Annotated in this window: 24 protein-coding genes; 17 read left to right on the top strand and 7 right to left on the bottom strand. The window is 64.6% G+C overall.

The window, feature by feature from the left end; all coding sequences use genetic code 11:
* Positions 1-298: 298 nt before the first annotated feature.
* The gene (gene dapB, locus DVH29_RS08970; protein WP_114645841.1) at positions 299-1,099 is read left to right on the top strand and encodes a 4-hydroxy-tetrahydrodipicolinate reductase; all 801 of its coding nucleotides are present in this window, start codon (positions 299-301) and stop codon (positions 1,097-1,099) included.
* Positions 1,096-2,343, top strand: a complete 1,248-nt coding sequence (locus DVH29_RS08975) for an NAD(P)/FAD-dependent oxidoreductase (protein WP_158541616.1) — start codon at positions 1,096-1,098, stop codon at positions 2,341-2,343. Before dapB ends, DVH29_RS08975 begins: the two co-directional genes overlap by 4 nt.
* Here the strand turns inward: DVH29_RS08975 and DVH29_RS08980 are convergent.
* The gene (locus tag DVH29_RS08980) at positions 2,340-3,107 is read right to left on the bottom strand and encodes an SDR family NAD(P)-dependent oxidoreductase (protein ID WP_114645843.1); all 768 of its coding nucleotides are present in this window, start codon (positions 3,105-3,107) and stop codon (positions 2,340-2,342) included. The genes DVH29_RS08975 and DVH29_RS08980 overlap by 4 nt on opposite strands.
* Positions 3,108-3,126: 19 nt before the next feature.
* Positions 3,127-3,864, bottom strand: a complete 738-nt coding sequence (locus tag DVH29_RS08985) for a sulfite exporter TauE/SafE family protein (RefSeq protein WP_245944938.1) — start codon at positions 3,862-3,864, stop codon at positions 3,127-3,129.
* Between the two features lie 285 nt (positions 3,865-4,149).
* On the opposite strand from DVH29_RS08985, the gene DVH29_RS08990 reads away from it, so the two are divergent.
* From DVH29_RS08990 to DVH29_RS09035, 11 genes are all read left to right on the top strand, one after another.
* A complete protein-coding gene (locus tag DVH29_RS08990) occupies positions 4,150-5,634 on the top strand; it encodes an ABC transporter substrate-binding protein (protein ID WP_114645844.1) in 1,485 nt (494 codons plus the stop codon).
* 53 nt (positions 5,635-5,687) lie between these two features.
* The gene (locus DVH29_RS16190) at positions 5,688-5,870 is read left to right on the top strand and encodes a hypothetical protein (protein WP_147276046.1); all 183 of its coding nucleotides are present in this window, start codon (positions 5,688-5,690) and stop codon (positions 5,868-5,870) included.
* Complete coding sequence (locus DVH29_RS08995) at positions 5,867-7,264, top strand: amidase (protein ID WP_114645845.1); 1,398 nt, start codon at positions 5,867-5,869, stop codon at positions 7,262-7,264. The genes DVH29_RS16190 and DVH29_RS08995 overlap by 4 nt, the downstream gene beginning before the upstream one ends.
* A gap of 138 nt (positions 7,265-7,402) precedes the next feature.
* The gene (locus DVH29_RS09000) at positions 7,403-8,890 is read left to right on the top strand and encodes an ABC transporter substrate-binding protein (RefSeq protein WP_245944939.1); all 1,488 of its coding nucleotides are present in this window, start codon (positions 7,403-7,405) and stop codon (positions 8,888-8,890) included.
* 19 nt (positions 8,891-8,909) lie between these two features.
* Complete coding sequence (locus DVH29_RS09005; RefSeq protein ID WP_114645846.1) at positions 8,910-9,830, top strand: ABC transporter permease; 921 nt, start codon at positions 8,910-8,912, stop codon at positions 9,828-9,830.
* Positions 9,830-10,798, top strand: a complete 969-nt coding sequence (locus DVH29_RS09010) for an ABC transporter permease (RefSeq protein ID WP_114645847.1) — start codon at positions 9,830-9,832, stop codon at positions 10,796-10,798. Before DVH29_RS09005 ends, DVH29_RS09010 begins: the two co-directional genes overlap by 1 nt.
* Positions 10,795-11,808, top strand: a complete 1,014-nt coding sequence (locus DVH29_RS09015) for an ABC transporter ATP-binding protein (RefSeq protein WP_114645848.1) — start codon at positions 10,795-10,797, stop codon at positions 11,806-11,808. The genes DVH29_RS09010 and DVH29_RS09015 overlap by 4 nt, the downstream gene beginning before the upstream one ends.
* Before the next feature lie 2 nt (positions 11,809-11,810).
* Complete coding sequence (locus DVH29_RS09020; RefSeq protein ID WP_114645849.1) at positions 11,811-12,806, top strand: ABC transporter ATP-binding protein; 996 nt, start codon at positions 11,811-11,813, stop codon at positions 12,804-12,806.
* 450 nt (positions 12,807-13,256) lie between these two features.
* Positions 13,257-14,261 carry a TRAP transporter substrate-binding protein DctP gene (dctP, locus tag DVH29_RS09025; protein ID WP_114645850.1) on the top strand — a complete coding sequence of 335 codons (1,005 nt, stop codon included), beginning with the start codon at positions 13,257-13,259 and terminating at the stop codon, positions 14,259-14,261.
* Between the two features lie 70 nt (positions 14,262-14,331).
* The gene (locus DVH29_RS09030) at positions 14,332-14,808 is read left to right on the top strand and encodes a TRAP transporter small permease (protein WP_245944940.1); all 477 of its coding nucleotides are present in this window, start codon (positions 14,332-14,334) and stop codon (positions 14,806-14,808) included.
* A complete protein-coding gene (locus tag DVH29_RS09035) occupies positions 14,805-16,079 on the top strand; it encodes a TRAP transporter large permease (RefSeq protein WP_114645851.1) in 1,275 nt (424 codons plus the stop codon). Before DVH29_RS09030 ends, DVH29_RS09035 begins: the two co-directional genes overlap by 4 nt.
* A gap of 65 nt (positions 16,080-16,144) precedes the next feature.
* Here the strand turns inward: DVH29_RS09035 and DVH29_RS09040 are convergent, their stop codons facing one another.
* Positions 16,145-16,660 carry a MarR family winged helix-turn-helix transcriptional regulator gene (locus tag DVH29_RS09040; RefSeq protein WP_114645852.1) on the bottom strand — a complete coding sequence of 172 codons (516 nt, stop codon included), beginning with the start codon at positions 16,658-16,660 and terminating at the stop codon, positions 16,145-16,147.
* A gap of 166 nt (positions 16,661-16,826) precedes the next feature.
* Here DVH29_RS09040 and DVH29_RS09045 point away from each other — a divergent pair, with 166 nt between their 5' ends.
* A complete protein-coding gene (locus DVH29_RS09045; RefSeq protein ID WP_114645853.1) occupies positions 16,827-17,774 on the top strand; it encodes an ornithine cyclodeaminase in 948 nt (315 codons plus the stop codon).
* Here DVH29_RS09045 and DVH29_RS09050 read toward each other — a convergent pair.
* The 4 genes from DVH29_RS09050 to DVH29_RS09065 form a co-directional block, all read right to left on the bottom strand.
* On the bottom strand, positions 17,755-19,041 hold the full coding sequence (locus tag DVH29_RS09050; RefSeq protein WP_114645854.1) for an NAD(P)/FAD-dependent oxidoreductase: 1,287 nt from the start codon (positions 19,039-19,041) through the stop codon (positions 17,755-17,757). The two genes, DVH29_RS09045 and DVH29_RS09050, sit on opposite strands and share 20 nt — an antisense overlap.
* Before the next feature lie 108 nt (positions 19,042-19,149).
* A complete protein-coding gene (locus DVH29_RS09055; RefSeq protein WP_114645855.1) occupies positions 19,150-20,235 on the bottom strand; it encodes a LacI family DNA-binding transcriptional regulator in 1,086 nt (361 codons plus the stop codon).
* Between the two features lie 90 nt (positions 20,236-20,325).
* The gene (locus DVH29_RS09060; RefSeq protein ID WP_114645909.1) at positions 20,326-20,934 is read right to left on the bottom strand and encodes a uracil-DNA glycosylase family protein; all 609 of its coding nucleotides are present in this window, start codon (positions 20,932-20,934) and stop codon (positions 20,326-20,328) included.
* Positions 20,935-21,011: 77 nt separating this feature from the next.
* Positions 21,012-22,043: a LacI family transcriptional regulator gene (locus DVH29_RS09065; protein ID WP_114645856.1), complete on the bottom strand. Its 1,032-nt coding sequence runs from the start codon at positions 22,041-22,043 to the stop codon at positions 21,012-21,014.
* Between the two features lie 214 nt (positions 22,044-22,257).
* On the opposite strand from DVH29_RS09065, the gene DVH29_RS09070 reads away from it, so the two are divergent.
* From DVH29_RS09070 to DVH29_RS09080, 3 genes are all read left to right on the top strand, one after another.
* Positions 22,258-23,511, top strand: coding sequence for an ABC transporter substrate-binding protein (locus DVH29_RS09070; RefSeq protein WP_199562559.1), 1,254 nt, complete (start codon positions 22,258-22,260; stop codon positions 23,509-23,511).
* A gap of 61 nt (positions 23,512-23,572) precedes the next feature.
* Positions 23,573-24,493 carry a carbohydrate ABC transporter permease gene (locus DVH29_RS09075; RefSeq protein WP_114645858.1) on the top strand — a complete coding sequence of 307 codons (921 nt, stop codon included), beginning with the start codon at positions 23,573-23,575 and terminating at the stop codon, positions 24,491-24,493.
* Positions 24,490-25,371: a carbohydrate ABC transporter permease gene (locus tag DVH29_RS09080; RefSeq protein WP_114645859.1), complete on the top strand. Its 882-nt coding sequence runs from the start codon at positions 24,490-24,492 to the stop codon at positions 25,369-25,371. The genes DVH29_RS09075 and DVH29_RS09080 overlap by 4 nt, the downstream gene beginning before the upstream one ends.
* Positions 25,372-25,373 lie beyond the last annotated feature (2 nt).

Consider the following 25,373-nt stretch of genomic DNA (forward strand, 5'->3'; position numbering starts at 1 on the left):
GAAAAGTGCGCAGCGGTTTTCCGGTTCGGAAACGCGATGAAACAAGGAATTGCAGCGTTTCCAGGAAAAGTGCGCAGCGGTTTTCCGGTTCGGAAACGCGATGAAACAAGGAATTGCAGCGTTTCCAGAAAAAGTGCGCAGCGGTTTTTCGGTTCGGAAATGCGATGAAACAAGGAATTGCAGCGTTTCCAGGAAAAGTGCGCAGCGGTTTTCCGGTTCGGAAACGCGAAAAACAAAAAACTAGAGCTCCTGATCTGATTCAATCAGATCAGGAATTGCGATAGGGGAGTTAGCAAGAATGGTTGCCATTACTTTGTTCGGCGGCACGGGCCGCGTCGGGCGGGCGCTGGGGAGCGCGATCCTTGCGGCCGACGATCTGGCGCTGGCCGGCATATTGGGAAAACGCCATGCGGGCGGGGATTACGGCACGCTGCTCGGCGGTGACGCGCTTGGGATAGAGGTCGTCGCCGATGTCGACGCCGCGCTCGCCGCGCCGAGCGATGTGGTGATCGACTACACCAAGCCCGACGCGGTCAAGGCCAATGTGCTCTCCGCCCTTTCCGCCGGCCGCCATGTGGTGATCGGCACCTCCGGGCTGACCGCCGCCGATTACGACGAGATCGACGCGGCGGCGCGGGCGGCGGGCCGGGGCGTTCTTGCGGCGGGCAATTTCTCCATCACCGCCACCCTGTTGCGGCGCTTCGCCGTCGAGGCGGCGCGCTATGTGGACGATGTCGAGATCATCGACTACGGACCGGCGGCCAAGACCGACGTTCCCACCGGCACGGCGCGCGAGCTGGCCGAAATGCTCGGCGCGGTGGCCGGGCCGTCATCTGCGGTGCCCATCGCCCAATTGACCGGCGCGCCTGCCACGCGCGGCGCTGCTCTGGGCGGGCCCCGGCCAGTTCAGGTGCATTCGGTGCGCGTTCCCTCCTATGCCCTCTCCTGCGAGGCGATCTTCGGCGCCGACAATGAGCGGCTGACCATCCGCCACGATGCCGGTGCCTCCACCGCGCCCTATGTGGCCGGAACGCTTCTGGCGGCGCGCCGGGTCAGGGAATGGACCGGCCTCAGGCGCGGACTGGATCACCTGCTGTGACACCGGCCGCGCGCGGGGATGTCGCGGTCATCGGCGGCGGCATGGTCGGGCTGGCCTCCGCGCTCCAATTGCAGCGGCGGGGGAGAACCGTCACCCTCATCGATCCCGGCGATCCCCTGGGCCGCGCCTCCTATGGCAATGCCGGCGTCATCAGCCGGGGCTCGATCTTTCCCGTCGCCGGCCCCGGGCTGATCTCCAAGCTCCCCGGCTACGGCCTCGGCCGCAGCGTCGCCGTGCGGGTCAACTATCGCTCCCTGCCGCGCATGGCCGGCTGGGTCCGGCATTTCCTCGCCGCCTGCAACGAAGCTTCATGGCTCGCCGCCGCCGAAGCCCTCGACCCGCTGGTGCGCACCGCGCTCGACCATCACATGGCGCTGGCGGACGAACTGGGCACGCGGCATCACTATCGCCAGACCGGCTTCCTGCGCCTCTATCGCCAGTCGGGTTCGCTCGCCTCCGCAAAGCGCGAACGTTCGGTCCTGGCGCGGTTCGGGATCGAGGCTGAGCCGCTCGACGCGGCCGGCATCGCCGCCTTGGAGCCGGGCCTCGCCGACCGCTATGCGGAGGGGTTGCATTTCACCCAATCCGCCTCGGTGGACGATCCCGGCGCCATCGTCGCCGCACTATATGCGGCATTCACCGCAAGTGCAGGGCACATAGCCGCGCACGTCACCGATATTAGGCCAACAAACGACGATGTTGAGCTCACCATCGGGGGGGAAACCCATCGCTTCGCCCAGGTGGTGGTGGCGGCGGGCGTCCATTCGGCCAGCCTCGCCCGCGCCCTCGGCGACCGCATTCCCCTGGTCGGGGAGCGGGGATATCACCGCCTCGCGCCCTGGACCGGCAATGCCCGGCTGACCCGCCCGATCTATGATGTTTCCGGGGGTTTCGTCGCCTCGCCCATGGCCGGAGGGGCCCGGATTCTCTCGGGTGTCGAGCTCGCTCTGCCCGACGCCCCGGCCGACGAAAGCCAGATCGCGACGGTCCTCGCCGACGCCGCCCGGAGCCTCCCCGTCGACGCCGATGCCGCCGGGCCGGTCTGGATGGGCAGCCGCCCCTCCACCCCCGACAGCCTGCCGGTCATCGGCTTCTCCCGCGCCAGCCGCTCGGTGGTTTACGCCTTCGGGCACGGCCATATCGGCTTCGCCAACGGCCCCGCCACCGGCCTCGCTGTCGCCGCTCTGCTTGCCGGCGAGACGCCGGACTTTCCGATTAAGCCCTTCTCGCCACAGCGTTTTTAGGGCAGCAGCAGACCCCCGTCCACATGCAGGATCTGGCCTGTGACCTGCCGCGCGCCGGGGCTCGCCAGATAGGCCACGGCCTCCGCGATGTCGATCGGCTCGGCGACCCGGCCGGTCGGGGTGATGGCCGCGGTGCGATCCATCGCCTTGGGCGAAGTGGCCGTATGGCCGCCCGTATCCTTGCGGGTAAAGCCCGGCGCGACGCAATTGACGGTGACGTCATCGGGGCCGAGCTGCACCGCCAGCGCTTTGGCCAGCGCCTCCAGCGCCGCCTTGGCGGCCGAGGAGGCGGGGAACAGCATGTCGCCGGTGCCATAGGCATGGGCAACGAAGGAACTGATGGCGATCACCCGCCCGCCAGGACTGGCCAGCAGGTCGGGCAGGGCGGCCTCGACCAGCCGGAAGAAAGCCAGCGGAATGATCTCGAACGCCGCCCGCAGCTCGGCCTCGGTCATCTCCCCGAAGCGGGATTTGTGGGCCACGCCGGCATTGCTGACCAGAACGTCCACCGCTCCGAAGCTGTCCCGCGCCGCGTCGATGACCGAAGCCGCCGTCTCGGGTGCCGCCAGATCGCCCAGATGCAGCGCGACCTCCGCGCCCAGGGCCCGGCATTCCGCCGCCACGGCTTCGAGACCATGCCGGTTTCCGCGCGTGTGGAGCAGAAGGGCCGTATTTTCCGCGGCGAGGCGCCGGGCCGTGGCGGCCCCGATGCCGCTGCCGGCTCCGGTGATGACGATGACTTTGCGGGACCTCGAGGCCGGCATGCGCACCCCCTTTTTGCGATCAGAACAGGAATTCGCGGGCGACCAGCAACAGTGCGCTCGCGGTGGAAACGGTGAGGACCACCACCCTGACCTTGCCCTTGTCGACCAGCATCCGCCCCCAATTGGAAAAGACGAAGCCGATCATGGCGAATGGCAGCAGCAGCAGGCCCAGCAGGATTGCCGACCAGCTGACCATGCCGCCGGCGGCCAGCGCCAGGACGGAAATGAACGAGCCGAAGACGAAGAAGGCGCTCAGGGTCGCGCGCATGACCGGGCCCTTGGAATGCTGGTAGGGAATGGTCATCGGCGGCGCGCCGATGGAGGTCAGCGTGCCCATGAAACCCGAAACGCTGCCCGCCACGAACAGCGTTCTGGGATTGGCCTCTATCTTGAGACCCAGGAGACTCAGCGCCACGGCGAGCAGGACCAATCCGGCAAACAGCGTGGAATAGGTTCCCTGATCGAGAAGTCCGAGGCAGAATACCGCGAGGCCCGAGGCGATGGTGCGGCCGACAAGCGCCGCCGTCAGCCCCTTGCGGTCGATTTCGTCGCGCTCGCGAATGGCGCCCACGATGCACACCGCCACGGCCAGCAACAGCATGGGCACCGGCACGAAGGCCGGATCGATCAGCGCCAATATGGGCGCCGCCACCATGTTGAAGCCGAAGCCGGTGGAGCCCTGGATCGTTCCGGCCGCGATGACGGTGACAATGGCCAGCCCGATCAATGGCCATTCGAGGGCGGAGAAAATAAACACTGCGGGCAACTCGGCGAGACAGGTGATTCCAACCGCCATCATTGCGGGCCGGGCCCCGGATTGAAAGGTGTCATCTCGACGAAACCACGCGTCAATTCGACATTATGGCGGCGCGGGGGCGCGAAATGTTCGGTCTGTGGCGGCGTGGAGCGCAACCGGGGTCGAATGCCGGCCCAGCGCCGTTGACAATTTTCCGACCCTTGCAAAGACTACGGGGCGAGGTGTGCCGGACCGGGCGTCCGGCACCGAAAACAAAAATCGCTCAACAAAGGGGTAGGTCAGGATATGAACACCAAGTTCGCACTCTTGCTGGCGGGAACGGCGCTCAGCCTTTCGCTCGGCGTGGCGGCACCGGCATTTGCGCAATCCATCACCATTGCCATCGGCTCGGAACCGTCGACACTCGACCCGCATCTGCGCGACGATGGCGGCGAGCGGCAGGTCAACGACAACATCTATGAAACGCTGATGGCGCGCACGCCCGACGCCGAGCTCGTGCCCGGCCTCGCCGCTGCCGAGCCGACCCAGGTCGACGAGACGACATGGGAAATCAAGCTGCGCGAGGGCATCACCTTCCACAATGGCGAGCCGTTCAACGCGGATTCGGTGGTCGCCAGCGTGGAGCGGATGATCGATCCCGCCACCAATTCCGAACAGATGGCCTATTTCGGCACCATCGCCGGGGCGGAAAAGGTCGATGACTATACCGTCCACATTCTCACCACCGGTCCTGATCCGATCCTGCCCTCGCGCATGTACTGGCTGAAGATGATTCCGCCGGTCTATGCGCAGGAAGGCGATCTGGCGGCTGCTCCGGTCGGAACCGGGCCCTACAAGTTCGTATCCTGGAACCGCGGCGACACCATCGCGCTGGAGGCCAACGAGGACTATTGGGACGGCGCCCCGCAGATCGACGACGTGACCTATCGCTTCGTGGGCGAAGCGGGCACCCGGCTCTCGGGCCTCATGGCGGGCGAATTCGACATCATCACCAACCTGCTGCCCGAATTCACCACGGCGGTTCCCAAATTCGCCGCCGTCGAAGGGCTGGAGACCTCGGTCTTCGTGCTCGGCATCGATAACGAGCTCACCTCCGACCCACTGGTGCGCGAGGCGCTCAATCTTGCCATCGACAGGGAGGCCATGGTCGAAAGCCTGTTCGCCGGCTACGCAACCATCGCGCAGGGCCATCACATCAATCCGCGCGCCTTCGGGTTCAACGATTCGCTCGAGAGCTATGCTTACGATCCGGAGCGGGCGCGGCAGTTGATCGAGGAGGCCGGGGCGACCGGGAAGACTCTGCAGGTGATCGGCGAATCCGGCCGCTGGCTCAAGGATCGCGAGCAGATCGAAACCGTGGCCGGCTATTGGTCGCAGACTGGGCTTGCGGTGGACGTGCAGATCCAGGAATTCTCGCAATACCTCGACAGCCTGATGGGCGATGGCCCGCGGCCGGACTCGATCTTCATCGCCAACTCGAACGAGTTGCTCGATGCCGATCGTGAAGGCTCCTACATCTACCACATGGACGGCGCCGCATCGTCGAACTCCGACGCGGAGATGGCGGCCCTGATCGACGAGGCACGCGAGACGACCGATGTGGAGGCCCGTCAGGCGCTTTATGACGAGGTCTTCCAGCACGCGCACGATCTCAACTACACGGTGCCGCTGTTCAACCTGCAGGACATTTACGGCATGTCCACGCGCATGGAATGGCAGCCCCGGACGGACGCCAAAATGCTGATCAAGGAAATGACGGTCAGCGAATAGTCCTGACGCCATCATGCCGCCTGCCCACGGGCAGGCGGCTCGGGGTTCGATCAATGACTTCAGATACCGATTTCGGCCCGCGCCTGCGCGCCGTAACGCCGCCGCCTGAAATGTCTCCGCGCGAAGCGGAGGAATTCCAGGCAGGGCTCGCGATCATCGACGACATCGTCGCGCGCCTCCGGCTGCTTGATCCCGGCGGGAAGCAGGCGCGGCAGGCCGACGAGCACGCATCATGAGCCGCGCCTGGGAAACCCTGAGTATTCGCGAACTCGCGGAGGCGGTGAGGGCCGGGGCGGTCAGTGCCGAAGTGGTCACGGCGCATTTTCTCGAGCGTATTACGCGTTTCGATGGCGACCTTCATGGGTACAATCATGTCGATGCGCAGGGCGCCATGGACGCGGCCCGAGCGCTCGATAAAGCGCTGGCCGACGGCCTGGTCCCGGGCCCGCTTTGCGGTGTTCCGTTGTCGATCAAGGACATTGCCGATGTGGCGGGTCTCCCGGCCACTGGAGCCTCGGCCTCGCGTCAAGGGCGCATCGCCGAAAGGGACGCGCCGGCCGTGGTGCGCCTTCGCGGGGCAGGAGCGATCATCCTGGGCAAGGCCAATTGCCATGAGTTGGCTTTTGGCGGGCCATCCTACGATCTGCCTTTCCCGCCGGCGAGCAATCCGTGGAAGGCGGGGCATTTTCCGGGTGGGTCGTCGAGCGGGTCCGGCGTGACCGTGGGGGCCGGGCTCTGTCTCGGTTCGCTGGCCACCGATACCGCCGGCTCCATCAGGCTGCCGGCCACCATGTGCGGCGTTTTTGGCCTCAAGCCCACCCGAGGAGCGGTGCCGCTGGAGGGTGTCGCGGACTTGGCGCCGTCGATGGACAATGCCGGGCCGATCGCCGCGACGGTCGAGGATTGCGCCATTCTCTTTGCGGTGATGAGCGGGGAGCCGGTTCCCAGACCGGCCACGCCCAAGGCGCTGGGCAAATTGTCCATCGGCGTCCCCGCGGGTCGCTGGGGCATAGTCGATCGTCTCGATGGCGATGTCGCCGCCGCCTGGGAAACTGCGCTGGCCGCGGTCTCGGCGGCGGGCGGAACGGTTGTCGAGCTCGATCTTCCCCCGCTGCCCGATATCCATGCGGCGGCCACCGTGGTCATGATGCACGAGGTCGCCGGCGTCCATGCCGCCGATGTGCGGGCCTGCTTCGACCGCTATGGGGAAATCTTCCGCGGGCGCGTGCTGGTCGGTGAGGCCATAAGGGAGGACGATCTCGCTCTGGCGCTGCGGTTGCGCGCGCAGATGTCGGGAGTGCTCGAAGCGGCTTTGGGGAGCGTCGATGCCATGCTGCTTCCCGGTGCCCTGGCCCCGGCCGGCATGCTGGGCGCCGTCAACAAATACTACTTCATGAAGGACCCCATTCCCAACATCGTCGCCAATTTCACGGGGCATCCTTCCCTCGCCTTTCCGGCCGGCCTGTCGGCGGCTGGGCTCCCAATTGGCCTGCAACTCATGGGCGCCATGGGGCGTGACAGGGCGATCATGGATGTGGCCGCTTCCCTCGTGGGCGCACATCCCGTCTGGACGCCGCGGCCGGCTGAATATTTCTCCGCACAGCATGAACCGCGCCGGGACCATATATGACAAATCGTCGTCGCATGGTGACGGATTGACGGAATGGCGAAAATCGCCGCGTTGACAATCGATGTGGCGGGATCAAGACTTCTCGTGGGTGCGCAGTGACATCGTTGTAAAAACGACCCGCACCTTGGGAGGACATCTATGAACACCATAATGCGTGCCTTGCTCGCAACCACGGCCTTTGTCGGGGTTTTCGGCGTCGTCACCGGATATGCCCAGGCGCAATCCATCGCCATCGGCATCGGGTCCGAGCCGTCCACACTCGATCCGCAATTGCGCGACGACGGCGGCGAGCGCCAGGTCAATGACAATATCTACGAGGCCTTGCTGGCGCGTACGCCCCAGGGCGACATCGTGCCGGGCCTGGCCCTCGACCTGCCCACCCAGATCGACGATACCACCTGGGAATTTGCGCTGCGCGAGGGGATCAGCTTCCACAATGGCGAGCCCTTCAACGCCGACGCCGTGGTGGCCAGCATCGAGCGGGCCGTCGATCCGGAGAACGCTTCCGAGCAACTGGCCTATTTCGGAACCGTTACGGGAGCCGAGAAGGTCGACGATTTCACCGTTCGGGTGTTCACGGACGGTCCCGATCCGGCGCTGCCCTCGCGCATGTACTGGATGAAAATGGTGCCGCCGGTCCATGCGGCCGAGGGCGATATCGCCGAGGAACCAGTGGGGACGGGGCCCTACAAATTCGTGTCCTGGGATCGCGGCAGCACGATCACGCTCGAAGCCAATGAGGACTATTGGGACGGGGCACCCGATATCGAGGATGTGACCATCCGATTCATCGTCGAGCCGGGCACCCGCCTGTCCGGCCTTATGGCCGGCGAGCTCGATGTCATCGTCTACCTTCTGCCAGAATTTGCGGCATCGGTGCCCCAGCATGCGGTGGTGGGCGGCCTCGAGACCTCGGTGATCATCCTGGCCACCGACAATGACGCCACCTCGGACCCGCGCGTGCGGCAGGCGCTGAACTACGCCATCGACCGGCAGACCCTCGCCGACAGCCTGTTCCTGGGCTTTGCCGATGTGGCGAAGGGCCAACTCATCCATCCCGAGGCCTTTGGCTACAACACCAGCCTCGAATCCTATCCCTACGATCCCGAGCGGGCGCGGGAGCTGATCGCCGAAGCCGGGGCGGAAGGCACGACCATCGAGCTGATGGGCACGTCCGGTCGCTGGCTCAAGGATCGTGAACTGGTCGAGGCCATCGGCGCCTACTGGTCAGAAATCGGCCTCAATGTCGATGTCCAGATCGAGGAATTCTCCGCCTATCTGCGGCGTCTCTTCGATATGAACACGCGTCCGGACGCCTATTTCGTCCTCAACTCGAACGAATTGCTGGACGCCGACCGCGAGATGTCCTTTGCTTACGAGGCGGGTCTGGGTGGCGCATCGAATTCCGACGCGGACCTGACGGCGATGATCGTCGAGGCCCGCAGCGAGGCCGATCTCGAACGCAGGGCTGAACTCTACGACGAGATTACCACGATGGTGCACGAACAGGCCTATGATGTTCCCCTGTTCAACCATCAGGACATCTATGGCATGTCGGAAAGGATGATCTGGCAGCCGCGGACGGACGCCAAGCTGATCATCAACGAAATGTCGGTCAACCAATAGCGGCCGAGAGAGGAGTAGCGTGGGTTCTTTCATCGTTCGAAGGCTGTGGCACGGTCTCTTGGTCGTGTTCGGTGTTAGCCTCACCGTGTTTGTTGTGACGCGCCTGTTCGGGGACCCGGTCAGCCTCATGCTGCCGCTCTCGGCCAGCGCCGAGCAAAGGCTGGCCTTTGCACAGCAGATCGGACTCGACCAGCCCTTGTTCGTACAGTTCCTGCGCTTTCTCGGCGATCTCGCCACGTTCGATTTCGGCCAGAGCCTTTGGCAACGCCGGCCGGCGATCGAAGTGGTATTCGAGCGCCTGCCCATGACCCTGATGCTGATCGGGGCCGGGCTCGGGACCGCGATCGTCCTCTCCATTCCATTGGGGATGATCGCGGCCCTGCGGCCGGGCGGCCTCGTCGACCGGATCATCGTCAGCACCGGCTTGCTGGGACTGTCCATGCCCCAGTTCTGGGTGGGGTTGCTGCTGATCATGGTCTTTGCCGTCCAGCTCAGGCTGTTGCCGACTTCGGGCATGGGTACGCCGATGCATCTCATCCTGCCGGCGGTCACCCTGGCCCTGACCCCGCTGGCGCGGTTGACCATGCTGGTGCGCTCGTCGATGATCGACGAGCTCAACCAGCAATATGTGCGCACCGTGAAGGCCAAGGGCCTGCCGTTCAGCCATATCCTGCGCGTTCATACGCTGCGCAACATCCTTATTTCGTTTCTGACCCTGACCGGGTGGGAGCTGATTTCGACGCTGGCCGGCTATACGGTGGTGGTGGAAACAGTGTTTGCCTGGCCCGGGCTCGGGCTGACCGCCGTCCAGGCGATCCAGCGCGGCGACCTCTTCCTGATGCAGGCCATCGTCTTCGTCATCGCCCTGCTGATCGTGCTCATCAACATCGTGCTCGACATCATCTTCAAGATGATCGACCCAAGGATCGACCTCAACTGATGTCCGCCATTGTCTCCAGCAAGCCGCGCAACCCCACCAGACTGGCCGTCCTTCGCGGCCTTTTGGGCGAGCTGTGGCATGACAAGGCCGGCTTTGTCGGCTTCGTCGTCATCCTTCTCATTGTCGCCATGGCCCTTCTGGCCCCCTGGATCGCGCCGCACGACCCGGCCGCCCAGAATGTGATTGCGCGGCTCCGCCCGCCCGCCTGGCTCCCCAACGGGGACTGGAACCATATCTTCGGCACCGACCATCTGGGGCGCGACGTGCTTTCGCGGGTGATCTGGGGCGCGCGCTCGACATTGCTGATCGGCGCGTCGGTGGTGCTGTTTTCCGGCACGATCGGGGTGATCGTGGGGCTCTGTGCCGGCTATGCAGGCGGGCGGGTCGACAGCGTGCTCATGCGCATCGTCGATATCCAGGTCTCCTTTCCCGGCATTCTGATGATCCTCCTCATCGTCTCGGTGCTTGGCCCGAGCACCTTGACCATGATCATCGTGCTCTCGATCACCAACTGGATGATCTACGCACGGCAGGTGCGCTCGATCGTGATGTCGGTGCGCCAGGTACCCTATGTGGAGGCGGCCGAAGTGATGGGCTGTCCGCCGCGGCGGATCATCTTCCGGCACATCCTGCCCAACCTCATCACGCCCTTGCTGACCGTGGGCATTCTCGAATTCACCAATATCGTTCTGGCCGAGGCCGCGGTCTCCTTTCTCGGGCTGGGCGTCCAGCCTCCGGCGACCAGCTGGGGCCTCGACGTGGCATCGGGCCGCGACTACATCTTCATGGCCTGGTGGCTCATCACCTTTCCCGGGCTCGGCATCGTCCTGACGGTGCTTTCGATCAATCTCTTTGCCAATTGGGTGCGGGTGACCACCGATCCGCAGGAGCGTGAGAAGCGGTTCGCCTACTCCAAGACCGCGCGGCGCATGATGCGCGCCGCATCGGAAAAGGCGGTGACCCAATGACCCGGGAAATTCTGCTCGAGGTCGATCATCTCAAGGTGGACTTTGCGTCGCGCGCCGGGCTGGTGCAGGCGATCAGCGATGTTTCCCTCACCGTGCACAAGGGCGAAACCCTGGGCCTCGTGGGCGAATCGGGATCGGGCAAGAGCGTCTCGGCCCAGGCGGTGGCGGGCTTGATCTCCTCACCGGGTACGATCACCGGCGGCGACATTCGCTGGCGCGGGCAATCGCTGCTGGGGCGCAAGGGCGAGCGCTACGCGCGCAGCGTGCGGGGCAAGAACATCGCCATGATCTTCCAGGACCCCATGACCTCGCTGAACCCGCTGATGACCATCGGCAACCAGTTGGGCGAGGGCATGCGCTATCATCTGGGCTATTCGCACGCCCAGGCGCGCAAGCGGGCCGAGGAGCTCCTGGGGGCCGTTGGGCTGTCCGCGCCGGCGCGGCGCCTCGATCAATATCCGCACGAGCTCTCCGGCGGCATGCGCCAGCGCGTCATGATCGCTATGGCCATTTCCTGCGAGCCCGAACTGCTGATTGCCGACGAGCCGACAACGGCGCTCGACGTGACCATACAGGCCCAGATTCTCGAACTGCTCGCCAGCCTGCAGCAGCAATTGGGACTGGCGATCATCCTCATCACCCATGATCTGGGCGTGGTCGCCGGCCTGTGCGCCCGGGTGGCGGTGATGTATGCGGGACGGATTGTCGAAACGGGCGATGTCGATACCATCTTCGAGACGCCCGGCCATCCCTATACGCAAGGGTTGCTGCGCTCGACCCCGAGCCTCGAGGGCACCGACGAGACGCTGCTGTCCATCGAGGGTATGCCGCCCAGCCTCATCAATCCCCCTCCGGGGTGCGCCTTTCTTCCGCGCTGCCCGATTGGAACCGACCACTGCCGCAAGGCTCCGCCCATGCAAGACTGGAACGGCAGCGTGGTGCGGTGCTGGAAGGCGGGAACCAATGCCTGGCTACCCGGCGTCATGCTGGAGCCGGCTGCAGGACTATGACGATGTTTCACTCCCCCTCCACGGTTCTTCCCACGCTGCAGGTCAAGGGTCTCGGCGTCAACTATCTCACCCGGTCGCGGGGGTTCTGGGCGCGGCCGCGCCCGATCAGCGCGCTGGACAACATCTCCTTCGATGTCCGGCCCGGCGAAACACTAGGACTGGTCGGCGAATCCGGATCGGGCAAGACCACGGCTGGCCGGGCCATATTGCGCCGTATCGAGGCGGCATCGGGCCAGATCATCTTCAAGGGCACCGACATCACCAATCTGCGCGGGGAAAAGCTGCGCCGGCTGCGCTCGGGCATGCAGCTCGTGCTCCAGGACCCCTATGCCAGCCTCAATCCGCGCATGCGCATTCTCGACGCGGTGGCCGAACCGCTCATCGTGCACGGGCTGGTCAAATCGCCTGAGGCCGCGCGGGACCAGGTGGTCGAACTGCTCGACCTCGTCGGCCTTCCGGCCGATGCGGCGACGCGTTTTCCCCATGCTTTTTCCGGCGGTCAGCGCCAGCGCATCGGTATTGCCCGCGCACTGGCGCTGAAGCCCGATCTGGTGGTCGCCGACGAGCCCGTCTCTGCGCTCGACGTGTCGGTGCGGGCGCAGGTGGTCAATCTCATGCAGCGCCTGCAGGAGCAGCTGAAACTCAGCTATGTCTTCATCGCCCACGATCTCTCCATCGTGCGGCACATCTCGCACCGCGTCGCCATTCTCTATGCCGGCCGCATGGTCGAGATCGCCGATCGGGATTCGATCTACGATCGCCCCAGGCACCCCTATACCGAGGCGCTGCTTTCGGCCGTTCCGGTGGCCAATCCGGCCCTGCAACGCAAGCGCGAACGCATTGCCTGCCAGGGCGAGGTGCCCGATATCGCCAATCCGAGGCCCGGTTGCCGCTTTGCCTCGCGGTGTCCGCTGGTCACCGAATTGTGCCGCGGGGAGTCGCCGCCGCTGATAGAAGTTGCCTCCGGGCACTCCGTCGCCTGCTGGCATCGCAGCTGAGCTGACCTTGTTTCAAGCCGATCATCGAGCCCTGCGTGTCGCGCGGGGCTCGCTGTCGTGCATGGCCATAGAGCCGGCGGGCCGGCCGTCATCATGGCGTCACACGCGCAGTTGACATCGTTCCAAAGGGAACTAATATCGCCGCGCCACGGACGATCGCGTGCTGGGCTTCCGGATCTGCCACAGCAGGTTTCGCCAGCCAGACGAGATTTCCCGGCACCTTCGCGAAGGTGCCGGGGTGCGGGCTGCGGCGGGAGATGGGTCCTTGTTGTTCCATATGGAACATATCGGCATAACCGCATCCCGCTCAAAAATTTCTTGCTGCGGCATTCCTTTAATGCCGCATTACCATCAACCTCTGACCCGGTGGGGAGGAGACGGCGAGGGGCCGGAACTGCGCGACCCCGATCAACGCCGGGGAGAAGTGCAGTTACAACGGGATGTAGATTGATGTCTTATTCATTGACTCGCCGGACCATGGGCAAGCTGCTTGCCGCGACGTCGGTCGTTGCCCTAATGGGCATGCCGGCCATCGCCCAGGAGGTGACGATTCGCCTCGCGACCGTGAACTCGCCCACGTCCGAATCCTTCCTAAAGGCCGAGGAAGCCGCCGCGCGCGTGACCGAGCGCACCGAGGGCCGGGTGCAGTTCCAGATGTTCCCCTCTGCCCAGTTGGGATCGACCACGGATTCGATCGAGCAGGCCAGCCAGGGCCAGCCGGTCATGACCTTCACCTCAGCCTCGTTCTTGGCCGGCTTCGGCGTTCCGGAACTGGCCATTGTGGAGGGGCCCTTCATCGTCGAGAACACCGATGAAGCCGAGCGGCTCGCCTTTTCCGAAATCATGAACGGCTTTTACGACCAGCTGGCCGAAACCGCGGGCATCCGCGCCGTTGCGCTCAACTGGTTCGACGGTCCCCGCCACATGATCGGCACCGCGGGCTATACCGATCCCGTCAGCCTCGAAGGCGTTCGCATGCGCGTTCCGCCGGTCGAGACCTGGATCAAGACCTTTGAACCGCTCGGGGTTATCCCGACCACCGTCGAGGCGGCCGAGGTTTATTCCGCGCTGTCCCAGGGCGTCGTCGCTGCCGCCGAAAGCCCGCTGACCGGCCTGCGTGCCAGCGGGTGGCAGGAAGTGGTCAAGCACATCACCTTAACCGGCCATTTCAATCTCTTCACCGGCTGGGTGATGAGCGAGGCGACCTATCAGGCGCTGAGCGATGAGGACCGCGCCATCCTCATGGAAGAATTCCGCACCGGCGGCCAGGAACTGACCGCGCTTTCGGCCGATCTCGAAAACGAGATCCGGACCGAGTTCGAAGCCCAGGGCGTCACTTTCCACGAAGCCGATGTCGAGGCCTATCGCGAAAAGACCGCGAGCTTCTACACCAGCTTCCCCGCCTGGCCGGACGGTCTCTACGACCAGATCCGTGCTGCCGCCACCGGCGAATAACACAAAGCAAATTTGACGCCGCCCGCCATTGGCCGGGCGGCGTCGTGCCTTTTTGGGAAAGGATCACCCCATGGTGATGATCAGGCGCCTGCTGGAACTGGTGGGTTCGGTCCTGCCGGTATTTTTGATCGCATTCCTCGTGCTGGTCGTTGCCGCCGACGTCTTTGCGCGCAATATTCTGCGCGTTCCTTTCTATGCTGCCCATGACCTCGCCATCCTCGCCTTTTCGGCCAGCGTCTGGCTGGGGCTGATCGGCGCGGCTCTTTACGGGCAATTGTTCGGGATCGGCTTTTTCGTCGAATTGCTGCCCGAAAGGCTGCGGCGCGTCGTCGTCGTCCTGTCCCATATCATCGTCATCATCATTGCCGTCGCCGTGATCCAGGCCGCGATAGCACAAATCACCACGGCTCGGTTCACGACCTTCCTTGCATTGGGCTGGCCCAAATGGATCGTCGCGGCCATCCTCGCCGTCGGCATGGGGGGCATCATCATCGTGCAACTTGTCGCCATCGTCGAAATCTTTCGCGGGGAAGGGGCCGACGCATGATTCTAGCCGCTATCGCTTTCGTCGTCCTCATCGTCCTGCGGGTCCCAATCGGCTTTGTCATGCTCGGCTCGTCCATGGCCTATTTCTCCGTCAATCCGATGATGGCGAGCATCGTGGCCCAGCGCATGGGCTCGAGCATGGAATCCTTCCCCCTTTTGGCCATTCCCCTGTTCGTGGTGGCCGGATGCGCCATGGCGCGCGGCGGGATCGCGGAAAAGCTCTACAGCTTCGCTGAAAGTCTCGTCGGTCACTGGAAGGGCGGATTGGCGCAGATCGCCGTGTTGAACTCGGTGTTCATGGGCGCCATGTCCGGCTCGGCCAACGCCGATGCGGCCATCGACGCCCGCACCATCGTGCCGGTAATGCGCCGCCGCGGCTATTCCAACGCCTATGGCTCGGTGATCAGCGCTGCCTCATCCCTTATCGCGCCGATCATGCCACCCTCGATCGCGCTGATCGTCTACGGCCTTCTTACCGACACCTCGATCGGGCGGTTGTTCATGGGGGGCGTGGTCCCGGCCATAATCATCGCCATCGCCCTGATGCTGACCGTGCGCTGGACGGCGGTGCGACGCAATTATGCGCCCTCGCGCGAAGAGCGTGCCTCCATGGGTGAGATTGCCCGCAGCGGCTGGATCGCTTCCTGGGCCCTGGCCATGCCGGTCATGTTGCTCCTGGGCCTCCGGGTGGGCTGGTTCACCCCCACCGAACTCGGGGCCGTCGCCGCGCTCTACGCCTTTCTCGTCGGCGTCTTCATCTATCGCGGCATCAGCTGGCGTGACACCTATGATCTGCTGCGGGAGTCGGCCCATACCACGGCAAGCGTGATGTTCATCGTCGCGGCCGCCGCCGTGTTCTCGCTGATCCTCAGCCTCGAGCAGATTCCGCAGATGCTGATCGGCGCCCTGTTGGCCATCTCCGAGAACAAATATGTCGTCCTCCTGGTGATCAACCTGCTACTTCTGGTGCTGGGAACGGTTTTCGAAGGGCTGGCGCTGGTCGTCATCCTCGGGCCGCTGCTCATCCAGGTCGCCAACGCTCTGGGCATCGACCCGGTGCATCTGGGCGTGGTGCTGGTGTTCAACACGGCGATCGGATCGCTGACCCCGCCCGTGGGCACGGTGATGTTCACCGTCTGCTCGATCACCCGCTGCTCCATCGAGGACTTCACCAAGGAGTTCCTGCCTTACCTGGCGGTGCTGATTGGCGTCCTGTTGCTGCTGACCTTCGTTCCCCCGCTGGTCACCTTCCTGCCCGATCTGATGTTCTGAAATGAGAAAAGGCGCCTCCGGGCGCCTTTTCGATATTGGGGCCATATGGAACCGATCCGGTGGGATCAGAAGGTTTCGATCCAGCTATCGGCATCGTCGATCAGCTTAGAAAGGATCGAGTCGAGAGCGGTACGCTCGACCGGAGTGAGCGATCTCAGCATATGCGCCTCACGCTCCTTGTGGATTTTGAGGGTCTGTTCGTGCAGGTCGCGCCCTGCGGGTTCGATGGTGAGCAGCACGCGGCGGCGGTCGCCGGGATCGACCTCCGTATGGATCAGGCCCTTCTTGAGTAGCCGATCGATGGCCCGGCTGATCGAATTCTTCGGCCGCCCGAGAAACTCGCAGATCGACTTGGCCGTCAGCTGGCCATAGGTGGCCAGTGCAAAAAGCACGTTGTTCTCATCGCGATAGAGCCCGAAGCGCTGCTCGATCTGGGCGAACACGGGACCCGTATAGAAACCCGACCAGAGGCTGAGACGCAGGCCGTCGCGGTCGATATTCGGATATAACAACACCTTGTCGAGGATTTCCTTGGGCGTTGCCACATGGCTCTCCGCCGTATCGTCAAATCGGTCGTTCATGAGAGTGGGTCCGTTGCTGACGTTCCGACCTCCCCTAACGCAATCGCCGGCAAAGTACCAGCCCGGAGGCTTGACAAGGTTCCATATGGAACTAGTAAGGCAGGGCTATGGCGCTTCCGATCCGGCTGGATCGGGACGGCCTCAATTCCCGGTTTGGAGAGACGATATGCAGAGCTTCGACGCGGCCGCCATCGATGCGTTACTGGATTATCCCGGCCTGATCGCCGCGCTGGAAGAAGCGCATCGGGGCGGTGTCCCCGAGGCGCAGCATATGGTTCAGGACGAGCCCGAAGGGGGCGAAAACAAGTTCGTCGCCCTGGTGGGCTGGGCCAGGGCCGAGATCGTCGCCGTCAAGATGGTGGGCGTGTTTCCGGGCAATCTCAAGCGCCAGCCCCCAGAGGCTTCGGTGCAGGGACTGGTCGCGGTGTTCGATGCCGACACCGGTGCGCCGCGCTTCGTCGCCGATGGGGCGGAGATGACCTTTCGCAAGACCGCGGCGGATTCCGGGATGGGCAGCAAGCTGCTGGCCCGCCAGGATGCCAGTACGCTGCTGGTGGTCGGAGCCGGCGGATTGGCGCCGCACATGATCGCCGCGCACACGGCGGCCCGTCCGGGCATCGAGCGGGTGATGGTGTGGAATCGCACCCGGGAGCGCGCCGAGGCCCTGGTCGATCGTTTGGCCGGCGAGCGGGCGGTCGAGGTGGTCGAAAACCTCGACGATGCCGTGGCGGTGGCCGATATCGTCAGTTGCGTCACCATGTCGGACCGGCCGCTGGTCAAGGGCGAGTGCCTGAAGCCCGGCGCCCATCTCGACCTTGTGGGCGCCTATCTGCCGACCATGCGCGAGGCCGACGACGCGGCCATGGCGCGGGGCAGGATATTTGTCGATACCCGCAACGGCATGGAAGGCGCGGGCGATCTATGCCAGCCGGTCGCGGCGGGCGTCATCGGCTGGAATGCGGTGATTGCCGATGCTTTCGCCCTGTGCCAGGGCCAGCATGCCGGACGCGGCTCGGACGATGAGATCACCATCTACAAGAATGTGGGCGGCGGGCATCTCGACCTCTTCACCGCCCGCCATCTTGCCGCGCGGGTCAGATCCGCGACGATATGAAGTGCAGCATCTGGCTGCCGAGCTTGTAGAACCGTGTCTTAGTGCGGCCCAGCGGGGCCGCGCCGATCTTGGTTTCCGGCAGGATCATCGCTTCGCCCTCGGCGATATGGCGGGCCATGGCCTGGCCGAAGACGGTGCCCGTCGCGATACCGCGCCCATTGAAGCCGTTGACCCCGATGGCGTTGGGCCCGTAGCGGTGGAATTTGGGGAGGGCATTGTCGGTCATGCCGATCTGGCCGTGCCAGAAATGATCGAGCGTGATCTCGGGCAGGAAGGGAAAGAGACTTGCGAGGGTGCGCCGGGCGAACGCGCGCTGGGTGCCCACGGAGATCGGTTCGAGAGCCCCGACGCTGCCGAACACCAGCCGCCCGGCCTTGTCCATCCGCAATGATGTCATCACGGTCCGCGTGTCCCAGCACCCCTGGCGCTGCGGCAGGATGCGGTTGGCCATCGCTTCGGGCAGCGGCTGGGTCGCGAACTGGAAATAGGGCAGGATGGTCAATTCCTCCCGCTGGGAGGCGAAAGGAAAGTCGGGAACCAGCCCGGTATAGGCATTGGTGGCGACGATAACCCATGGGGCGGTCACGGTGCCGCCGGGCGTCGAAATGCGCCACAGGCCGTCTTCGTGCACGGCGGCGGTGACCGGAGACACCGTGTAGATTTCCGCGCCCAGTGAAAGCGCGGCTTCGGCCAGTCCGCGGACATAGCCCAGGGGCTGGATGGTGCCGGCGCGTTTGTCGAGCAGTGCGCCGCTTGGGGCGTTAGTGCCGGTCAGCTTCGCGGTTTGGTCCTTGTCGAGGCGCTCGACCGGTGCTCCCAGCGCCTGCCATTGGCGGGCCCGTTCGCCCAGTTCCTCATAACCGGAGGCACCGACCCCCAGATGCAGCGTGCCGTTATGGATCGCCTCGCAATCCATGCCGAAGCGTTCGGCCAGTTCGAACACCCGCGCAGGTCCCTGGCCGAGCGCTGTGATCAGCGTCATGCCCCATTTCTCGCCCTGTGTCTTGATGAGGTCATTGGGCATGACCCACATGCCGGCATTGACCAGGCCCACATTGCGGCCGGAGCCGCCATGGCCGATCGACTTGGCTTCGAGGACCACGGCCCGCTTGCCGGCTTCGGCAAGGTGCAGGGCGGATGAAAGGCCGGTATAGCCGGCGCCGATGATGACGACATCGGCCGTCGCATCGCCCTGGAGCGGGTGGGTGGCCGGGGCGGGCCGCGCGGTGGCGGACCAGAGATTGTTGTGATTTTTATCGCTGAGCATGGGTGACGATCCGAGTTGTGTCGCGATTGTCTAGCGGGCTGGGTGCGGCAAGCAATCGTGGATATGTCACAAGGCTATGCCGAATGGTTGTGCAGTCTTCCCCGCCCGTCAGCCCAGCGCGACCACCGAACCGCGGCTGATGATCCGCGTCCCGAGGATGATGCGCCGCGCCGGTTCGGACTTGCCGCCGATCCGGTCGAGAAGCAGTTGGGCGGCGGCTTCGCCCATGGCTCCGCGCGGCTGGACCACTGCGTCGATCCCCGGCTGGGTAAAGCCCATCCAGTCGAGATCGTCGAAGCAGATGATCGACAGCTCGGCCGGGATGGAAATGCGCGCCGCGCCGAGCGCGGCCATGGTGCCGGCGGTCATCAGGCCGTCGGCGGTGAAAATGGCGGTCGGGCGCTCGGCCGAGAGGAGAATCTGTATCTGGCGTTCGGCGGCCTCGGCCGAATAGCTGCCGGCCTGGCGGACGAGGAGCGGATCGACCGCAAGGCCGGCCTCCATATGGGCTTCGATATAGCCATGCAGGCGCTGCCAGCTGGGGAACAGCGCTTCGGAGGCCATATGGCCCGCAGCGGTTTGCGCAACGAAATCGGCGATCGTCCATTCGGGATGCTCGAGTTCGCCGATCATGCCGATGCGGCGATGCCCCAGATGCAGCAGGCGGGCAATGGCTTCCCTTGCGCCGGCACGGTTGTCGACGCCCACGAAATCGGCTTCGAGATCGGTCACCTGCCGGTCGATCTGGACGATGGGAATCCCCAGGGCCAGCGCCGAATTCAGATGCTCTCCGCCATCCGGGCGGCAGGGAGAGAGGATCATACCGTCGACCTGTTTTTCCAGCAGCAACTGCACTGAGCGCACCTCGTGATCGAGGTTTTCGTCGCTATTGGTGATGATGAGACCAATGCCGTGACGTTCGGCGACGTCGGAAATGCCGCGCAGGATGCTGGCGTAAAACGGGCTCTGGATATCGCCGGCGACCACCCCGATCGTCCGGGTGCGGCCGGTGATGAGGCTGCGGGCGAGGAGATTGGGGCGATAGCCGAGCGACTTGGCAGCCGCGAGCACCTTCTCGCGCTTCTCGCCGCTCGAATAGCCGTAATCGCCCAATACGCGGCCGGCCGTCGCCGTGCTGACCCCCGCCAGGCGCGCGACATCGGCGATGGTGGCGCCGCTTTTACGCTTGCTCAAAAGCCCGCTCTCCCGATTCAATCCAGCCTGTGCTGACCGCAAGCGGATTTGTGCCCAAGCTAAGGGAGCTTGTCCAGACCGCGATACCCATTATCTGAGAGCGTTCTCTCCGATCGCATCGGCCACCCTCCGGCGCAGCAGGGGCAGCGTGTGCGCCTCGAACCAGGGATTGTCCCGCATCCATCGCACCACGCGCCAGCTCGGGTGGGGCAGGGGCATGAGCGGCGAGGAGCCGTCGAAGGACCGCACGGCTTCAGTCATCGATTTCAAGGGCTTGGGCAGATAATAGGCCTGCGCATGGTGCCCGATCAGCAGGGTCAGCCGCACCTCGGGGAGGAGGGAAATGAGCTCGGAATGCCAGGTGGGCGCGCAGAGGCGCATGGGCGGATTGTCGCCATTTCCCTTGGCGCCGACGCCTGGATAGCAGAAGCCCATGGGCATGATGGCCAGGCGCTGGGGGTCGTAGAAGGCCGGCTTGGCAAGGCCCATCCAGGCGCGGAGGCGGTCGCCGCTGGCGTCGTCCCAGGGCATGCCGCTGAGATGGACCTTGCGCCCAGGTGCTTGGCCGATAACGAGAATCCGGGCCCCGCTTCCCGCCTGAACCACCGGGCGCGGCGGGTGCGGCAGGGCCTCGGCGCAGAGGCGACAGGCCGCGATCCGCGATCGCAGCGCGTCCAGTTTCAGGCTCTGTTCGGACATGTCCATCCGCCCTACATAGGACCAATCGAGCGGTTTTCGCACGCTTGTTCGGTGATCGTGGGGCTTTTGGACGCAGTTTATGCGGGGTTTGGGCGGTACAATGTGCAGAGTTGCGATGGTTGTGCGCCCGAAATCCGCTGCAACAGCAGGCGCCCCATTTCTTCGCCCGCCGCCACCAGGTCCTCGTCGATCGTATCGATGCGCGGCCGGATCGGGGTGAAGAGGTCGGAGGTCTTCTTGGCGACGATGCCCGCTTCGCGCCCGGGGGTGAAACCATGGTCGGTAAGGGCGGCCATGACGGCCAGCGCCGAGACCTCGCCGCCCAGGATATAGCCGTCTGGCGGCTCGGGTTCGAGGAGGCGCCGTGCGGCGGCGGCGGTCACCGCCTCGGCCGGGCTGTCGAGGGTGACGCCGTCGAAGAATTCATAGGCGACGCCCGCCTCGCGCACCGCCCGGAGAAACCCGTAGCGCATATGCTGGTGGAAGGTGAACCGTTCCGGCGGCAGCAGGATGGCCAGCCGGGTCCGCCCCTGGGCGATCAGCCGCCGGGTGGCCTGATAGGCGAAGGCCTCGTTGTCATAGTCCACATAGGGGTGCGGCGTCGAAAGCTCGGTGCGTCCATGGCAGACGAAGGGGAAGTCCTCCTCCAGCAGCAGCTTGACGCGCGGGTCGAACAATTCGGTGCGCGAGAAGATGAGCCCGTCGGCCATGCGGTTGCGCAGGATGTAGCGCACCGGGTCCAGCGCCGGCTCGTCGCGGAAATGCGGCGTGATCACCAGATGATAGGGCGTATCGCGCAAGGCGGCGGTCAGACCCTTCATCAGCGAGGTGCCGAAATTGATGATCTCCTCATGCGGATCGAGGATCAGGCTGATCACATTGGTGCGCCCGGTCCGCAGCCGCTGGGCGGCGCGGTCGGGGAGATAGCCGATGTCGCGCGCCACCTGCTGCACCCTTTGGCGGGTCTCGCGGGCGATCTGGGGCGCATCGCCCAGGGCGCGGGAAACCGTGGTCACCGCCAGCCCGGTAATATCGGCAATGGTGCGCAAGGTCGGCTTTTCGCTGGCGGGGCGGCCGGCGCCGGGGTCCCGCTGTCCGGCTCGGGTCACGTCATAATCTCCTCATCGCCCTTAGCTCTTATAACAGATTTATATCGTTGCAAACGGCCTTATGTGACACGCTGCCCGGCCCCGTGAATAGTGTTTCCGGTTTTGAGCGCGCAAGTGGACAAACGTATTAGGAGGTTGACAGCCACCCGATATGCAACGTTATAAATTGATCCATGGCTGGAGGAGCCGGTCACCAAGGGAGGATTTTATGACAATACGCATGATAGCGAAGCTGGCTGCCGGAACGGCGCTGGCATCCTTGGCTGCGGGCCATGCGATCGCTCAGGACAACAGTGTGGAAGTGCTGCACTGGTGGACCGCAGGCGGCGAGGCCGCGGCGCTCAACGTGCTCAAGGAAAATCTCGAGGCCCAGGGCATCACCTGGAACGACATGCCGGTGGCTGGCGGCGCGGGCGGCAATGCCATGACCGCGCTGCGGGCCAGGGTCACGGCCGGCGATTCGCCGACCGCGGTCCAGATGCTCGGCTTCGACATCCGCGACTGGGCCGAACTCGGGGTCGTGGGCAATCTCAACGACCTGGCCGAGGAAGAAGGCTGGGAGGCGGTGATTCCGGCCGCCTTGCAGGATTTCTCCCGCTATGACGGGCAGTGGATCGCCGCCCCGGTCAACGTCCACTCGACCAACTGGCTATGGATCAATGGCGACGCCTTCCAGGCCTATGGCGGGGGCGAGCCGCAGAGCCTCGACGAACTCTATGCCATGCTGGACGCCTTCGAGGAGCAGGGCATCACCCCGCTCGCCCATGGCGGCCAGGCCTGGCAGGACACCACAATGTGGGAGAACGTGGTGCTCGCGGTGGGCGGCATCGACTTCTATCGCGACGCGATCATCGATGCTAACGCCGATGCGCTGTCCAGCGACACCATGCGCGAGGTCTTCGACCACATGACCCGCCTCGCTGGCTATTTCGACCCCAATTTCTCGGGACGCGACTGGAACCTGGCCTCGGCCATGGTCATCGAAGGCGATGCCGGCGCCCAGCAGATGGGCGATTGGGCCAAGGGCGAATTCCTGCGGGCCGACCTCACCCCCGGCGAAGACTTCATGTGCATGCGCTTCCCCGGCACCCAGGGCAATGTGCTGTTCAACTCCGACCAGTTCGTGATGTTCGAAGTGGGTGAAGGGGCGCGCGACGCCCAACTCGCCATGGCCTCCGCCGTGATGGACCCGGCCTTCCAGGTCGCCTTCAACACGGTGAAGGGCTCGGTTCCGGCCCGGACCGATATCGATGATACCGAGTTCGACGCCTGCGGCAAGCAGGGCATGGCCGAACTGGCCGAGGCGGCCGCCAACGACACGCTGGCCGGCTCGCTGGCCCATGGCCACGCCCAGCCCGCCGCCGTGCAGGAGGCCTTCTTCGACGTGGTGACCCAGCACCTCAATGGCCAGATCAGCACCGACGAAGCGCTGGAACGCCTGCCGCAGGCCATCGCCGCCGCGCAGTAAGGCAATCGGCGTGGCCGGGGGACAAGTCCCGGCCACGCTTCAAGCTCGAGGGGAAGGCTTGATGACGCTCACCGTGGAGCCAAGCACGCCGGTGCGGCGTCACGCGAGCCTCGCCGACCGGGCGAGGGCCTTCCTGCCCAAGATCGTCCTGGCGCCGTCCTTCGCGCTGATCCTGTTCTTCGTCTACGGCTTCATTCTCTGGACGCTCTATCTCTCCTTCACCAATTCGCGCATCCTGCCGATCTACGAACTGGTGGGGTTCGATTCCTATGTCCGGCTGTGGTCGCAACCCAACTGGCACATGGCGATCAAGAACCTCGCCATTTTCGGCTCGCTCTATATCTTCTTCTGCATCGCGCTAGGCCTGCTGCTGGCCATCCTGCTCGACCAGCGCATCCGCGGTGAGGGCGTCTTGCGGCCCATCTTCCTTTATCCCATGGCGCTCTCCTTCATCGTCACCGGCACGGCGTGGAAATGGTTCCTCAACCCCGGTCTGGGGCTGGAGCGGGCCATGCACCAACTCGGCTGGACCAGCTTCAAGTTCGACTGGCTGATCAGCACCGACATGGCGATCTACACGGTGGTGATTGCCGGGGTGTGGCAGGCTTCGGGCTTCGTCATGGCCATGTTCCTCGCCGGGCTGCGCGGCATCGATGGCGAGATCATCAAGGCGGCCCAGATCGACGGGGCCTCGACCTTCTCCATCTATCGCCGCATCATCATTCCCCTGCTGCGGCCGGCCTTTCTCTCGGCGGTGATCGTCCTCTCGCACATGGCGATCAAGTCCTATGACCTGGTCATCGCGCTGACCGGGGGCGGGCCGGGCAACGCCACCGAACTGCCCTCGACCTTCATGTATTCCTACACCTTCACCCGCAGCCAGATGGCGGTCGGTTCGGCCAGCGCGGTGATGATGCTGATGGGCGTAGCGGCGATCATGATCCCCTATCTCTATTCCGAACTGCGGGAGCGCGAGAAATGAGCGCCGCATCGCCAACCGTCTCCCCGGCCTCGGCCCGCATCGCCCGCTTCGTCATCTATGGCCTGCTGATCCTGCTGGCCATCGTCTATCTGCTGCCCTTCTTCGTCATGCTGATCACCTCGCTCAAGCCCCTGGCGGAGATCCGCAGCGGCAACATGCTGGCCTTGCCGCAAAACCCCTCCCTCGACGCCTGGGGCAAGGCCTGGGGCTCGGCCTGCATCGGGGTCACCTGCGCCGGCATCAAGGGTTATTTCTGGAATTCGATCCAGCTGGTGGTGCCGGCGGTGACCATCTCCACCATATTGGGGGCGCTCAACGGCTATGTGCTGACCAAATGGCGTTTTCCCGGCCACAAGCTGGTGTTCGGGCTGATGCTGTTCGCCTGCTTCATCCCGTTCCAGGCGGTGCTGATCCCCATGGCGCGGGTGCTGGGCATGCTCGGGCTCTCCAACAGCACCGCCGGGCTGGTGCTCGTGCATGTGGTCTATGGGCTGGGCTTCACGACGCTGTTCTTCCGCAATTACTATGAGGCCTTTCCCGACGAACTGATCCGGGCCGCCCAGATGGACGGGGCGGGATTCTTCCAGATCTTCTGGCGCATTCTCCTGCCCAGCTCGGGGCCGATCATCGTGGTGACGGTCATCTACCAGTTCACCAATATCTGGAACGACTTCCTGTTCGGGGTCTCCTTCGCCTCGGGGGAGAGGGCGCCCATGACCGTGGCGCTCAACAACCTCGTGTCGTCCTCGACGGGGGTGAAGGAATACAATGTGGACATGGCGGCGGCGGTCTATGCGGCGCTGCCGACGCTGTTCGTCTATGTCGTCGCCGGACGCTATTTCGTGCGCGGGCTGATGGCCGGCGCGGTCAAGGGATAAGA

Origin of the sequence: Pelagibacterium lacus, assembly GCF_003345525.1 — a bacterium.
Lineage (GTDB): Bacteria > Pseudomonadota > Alphaproteobacteria > Rhizobiales > Devosiaceae > Pelagibacterium > Pelagibacterium lacus.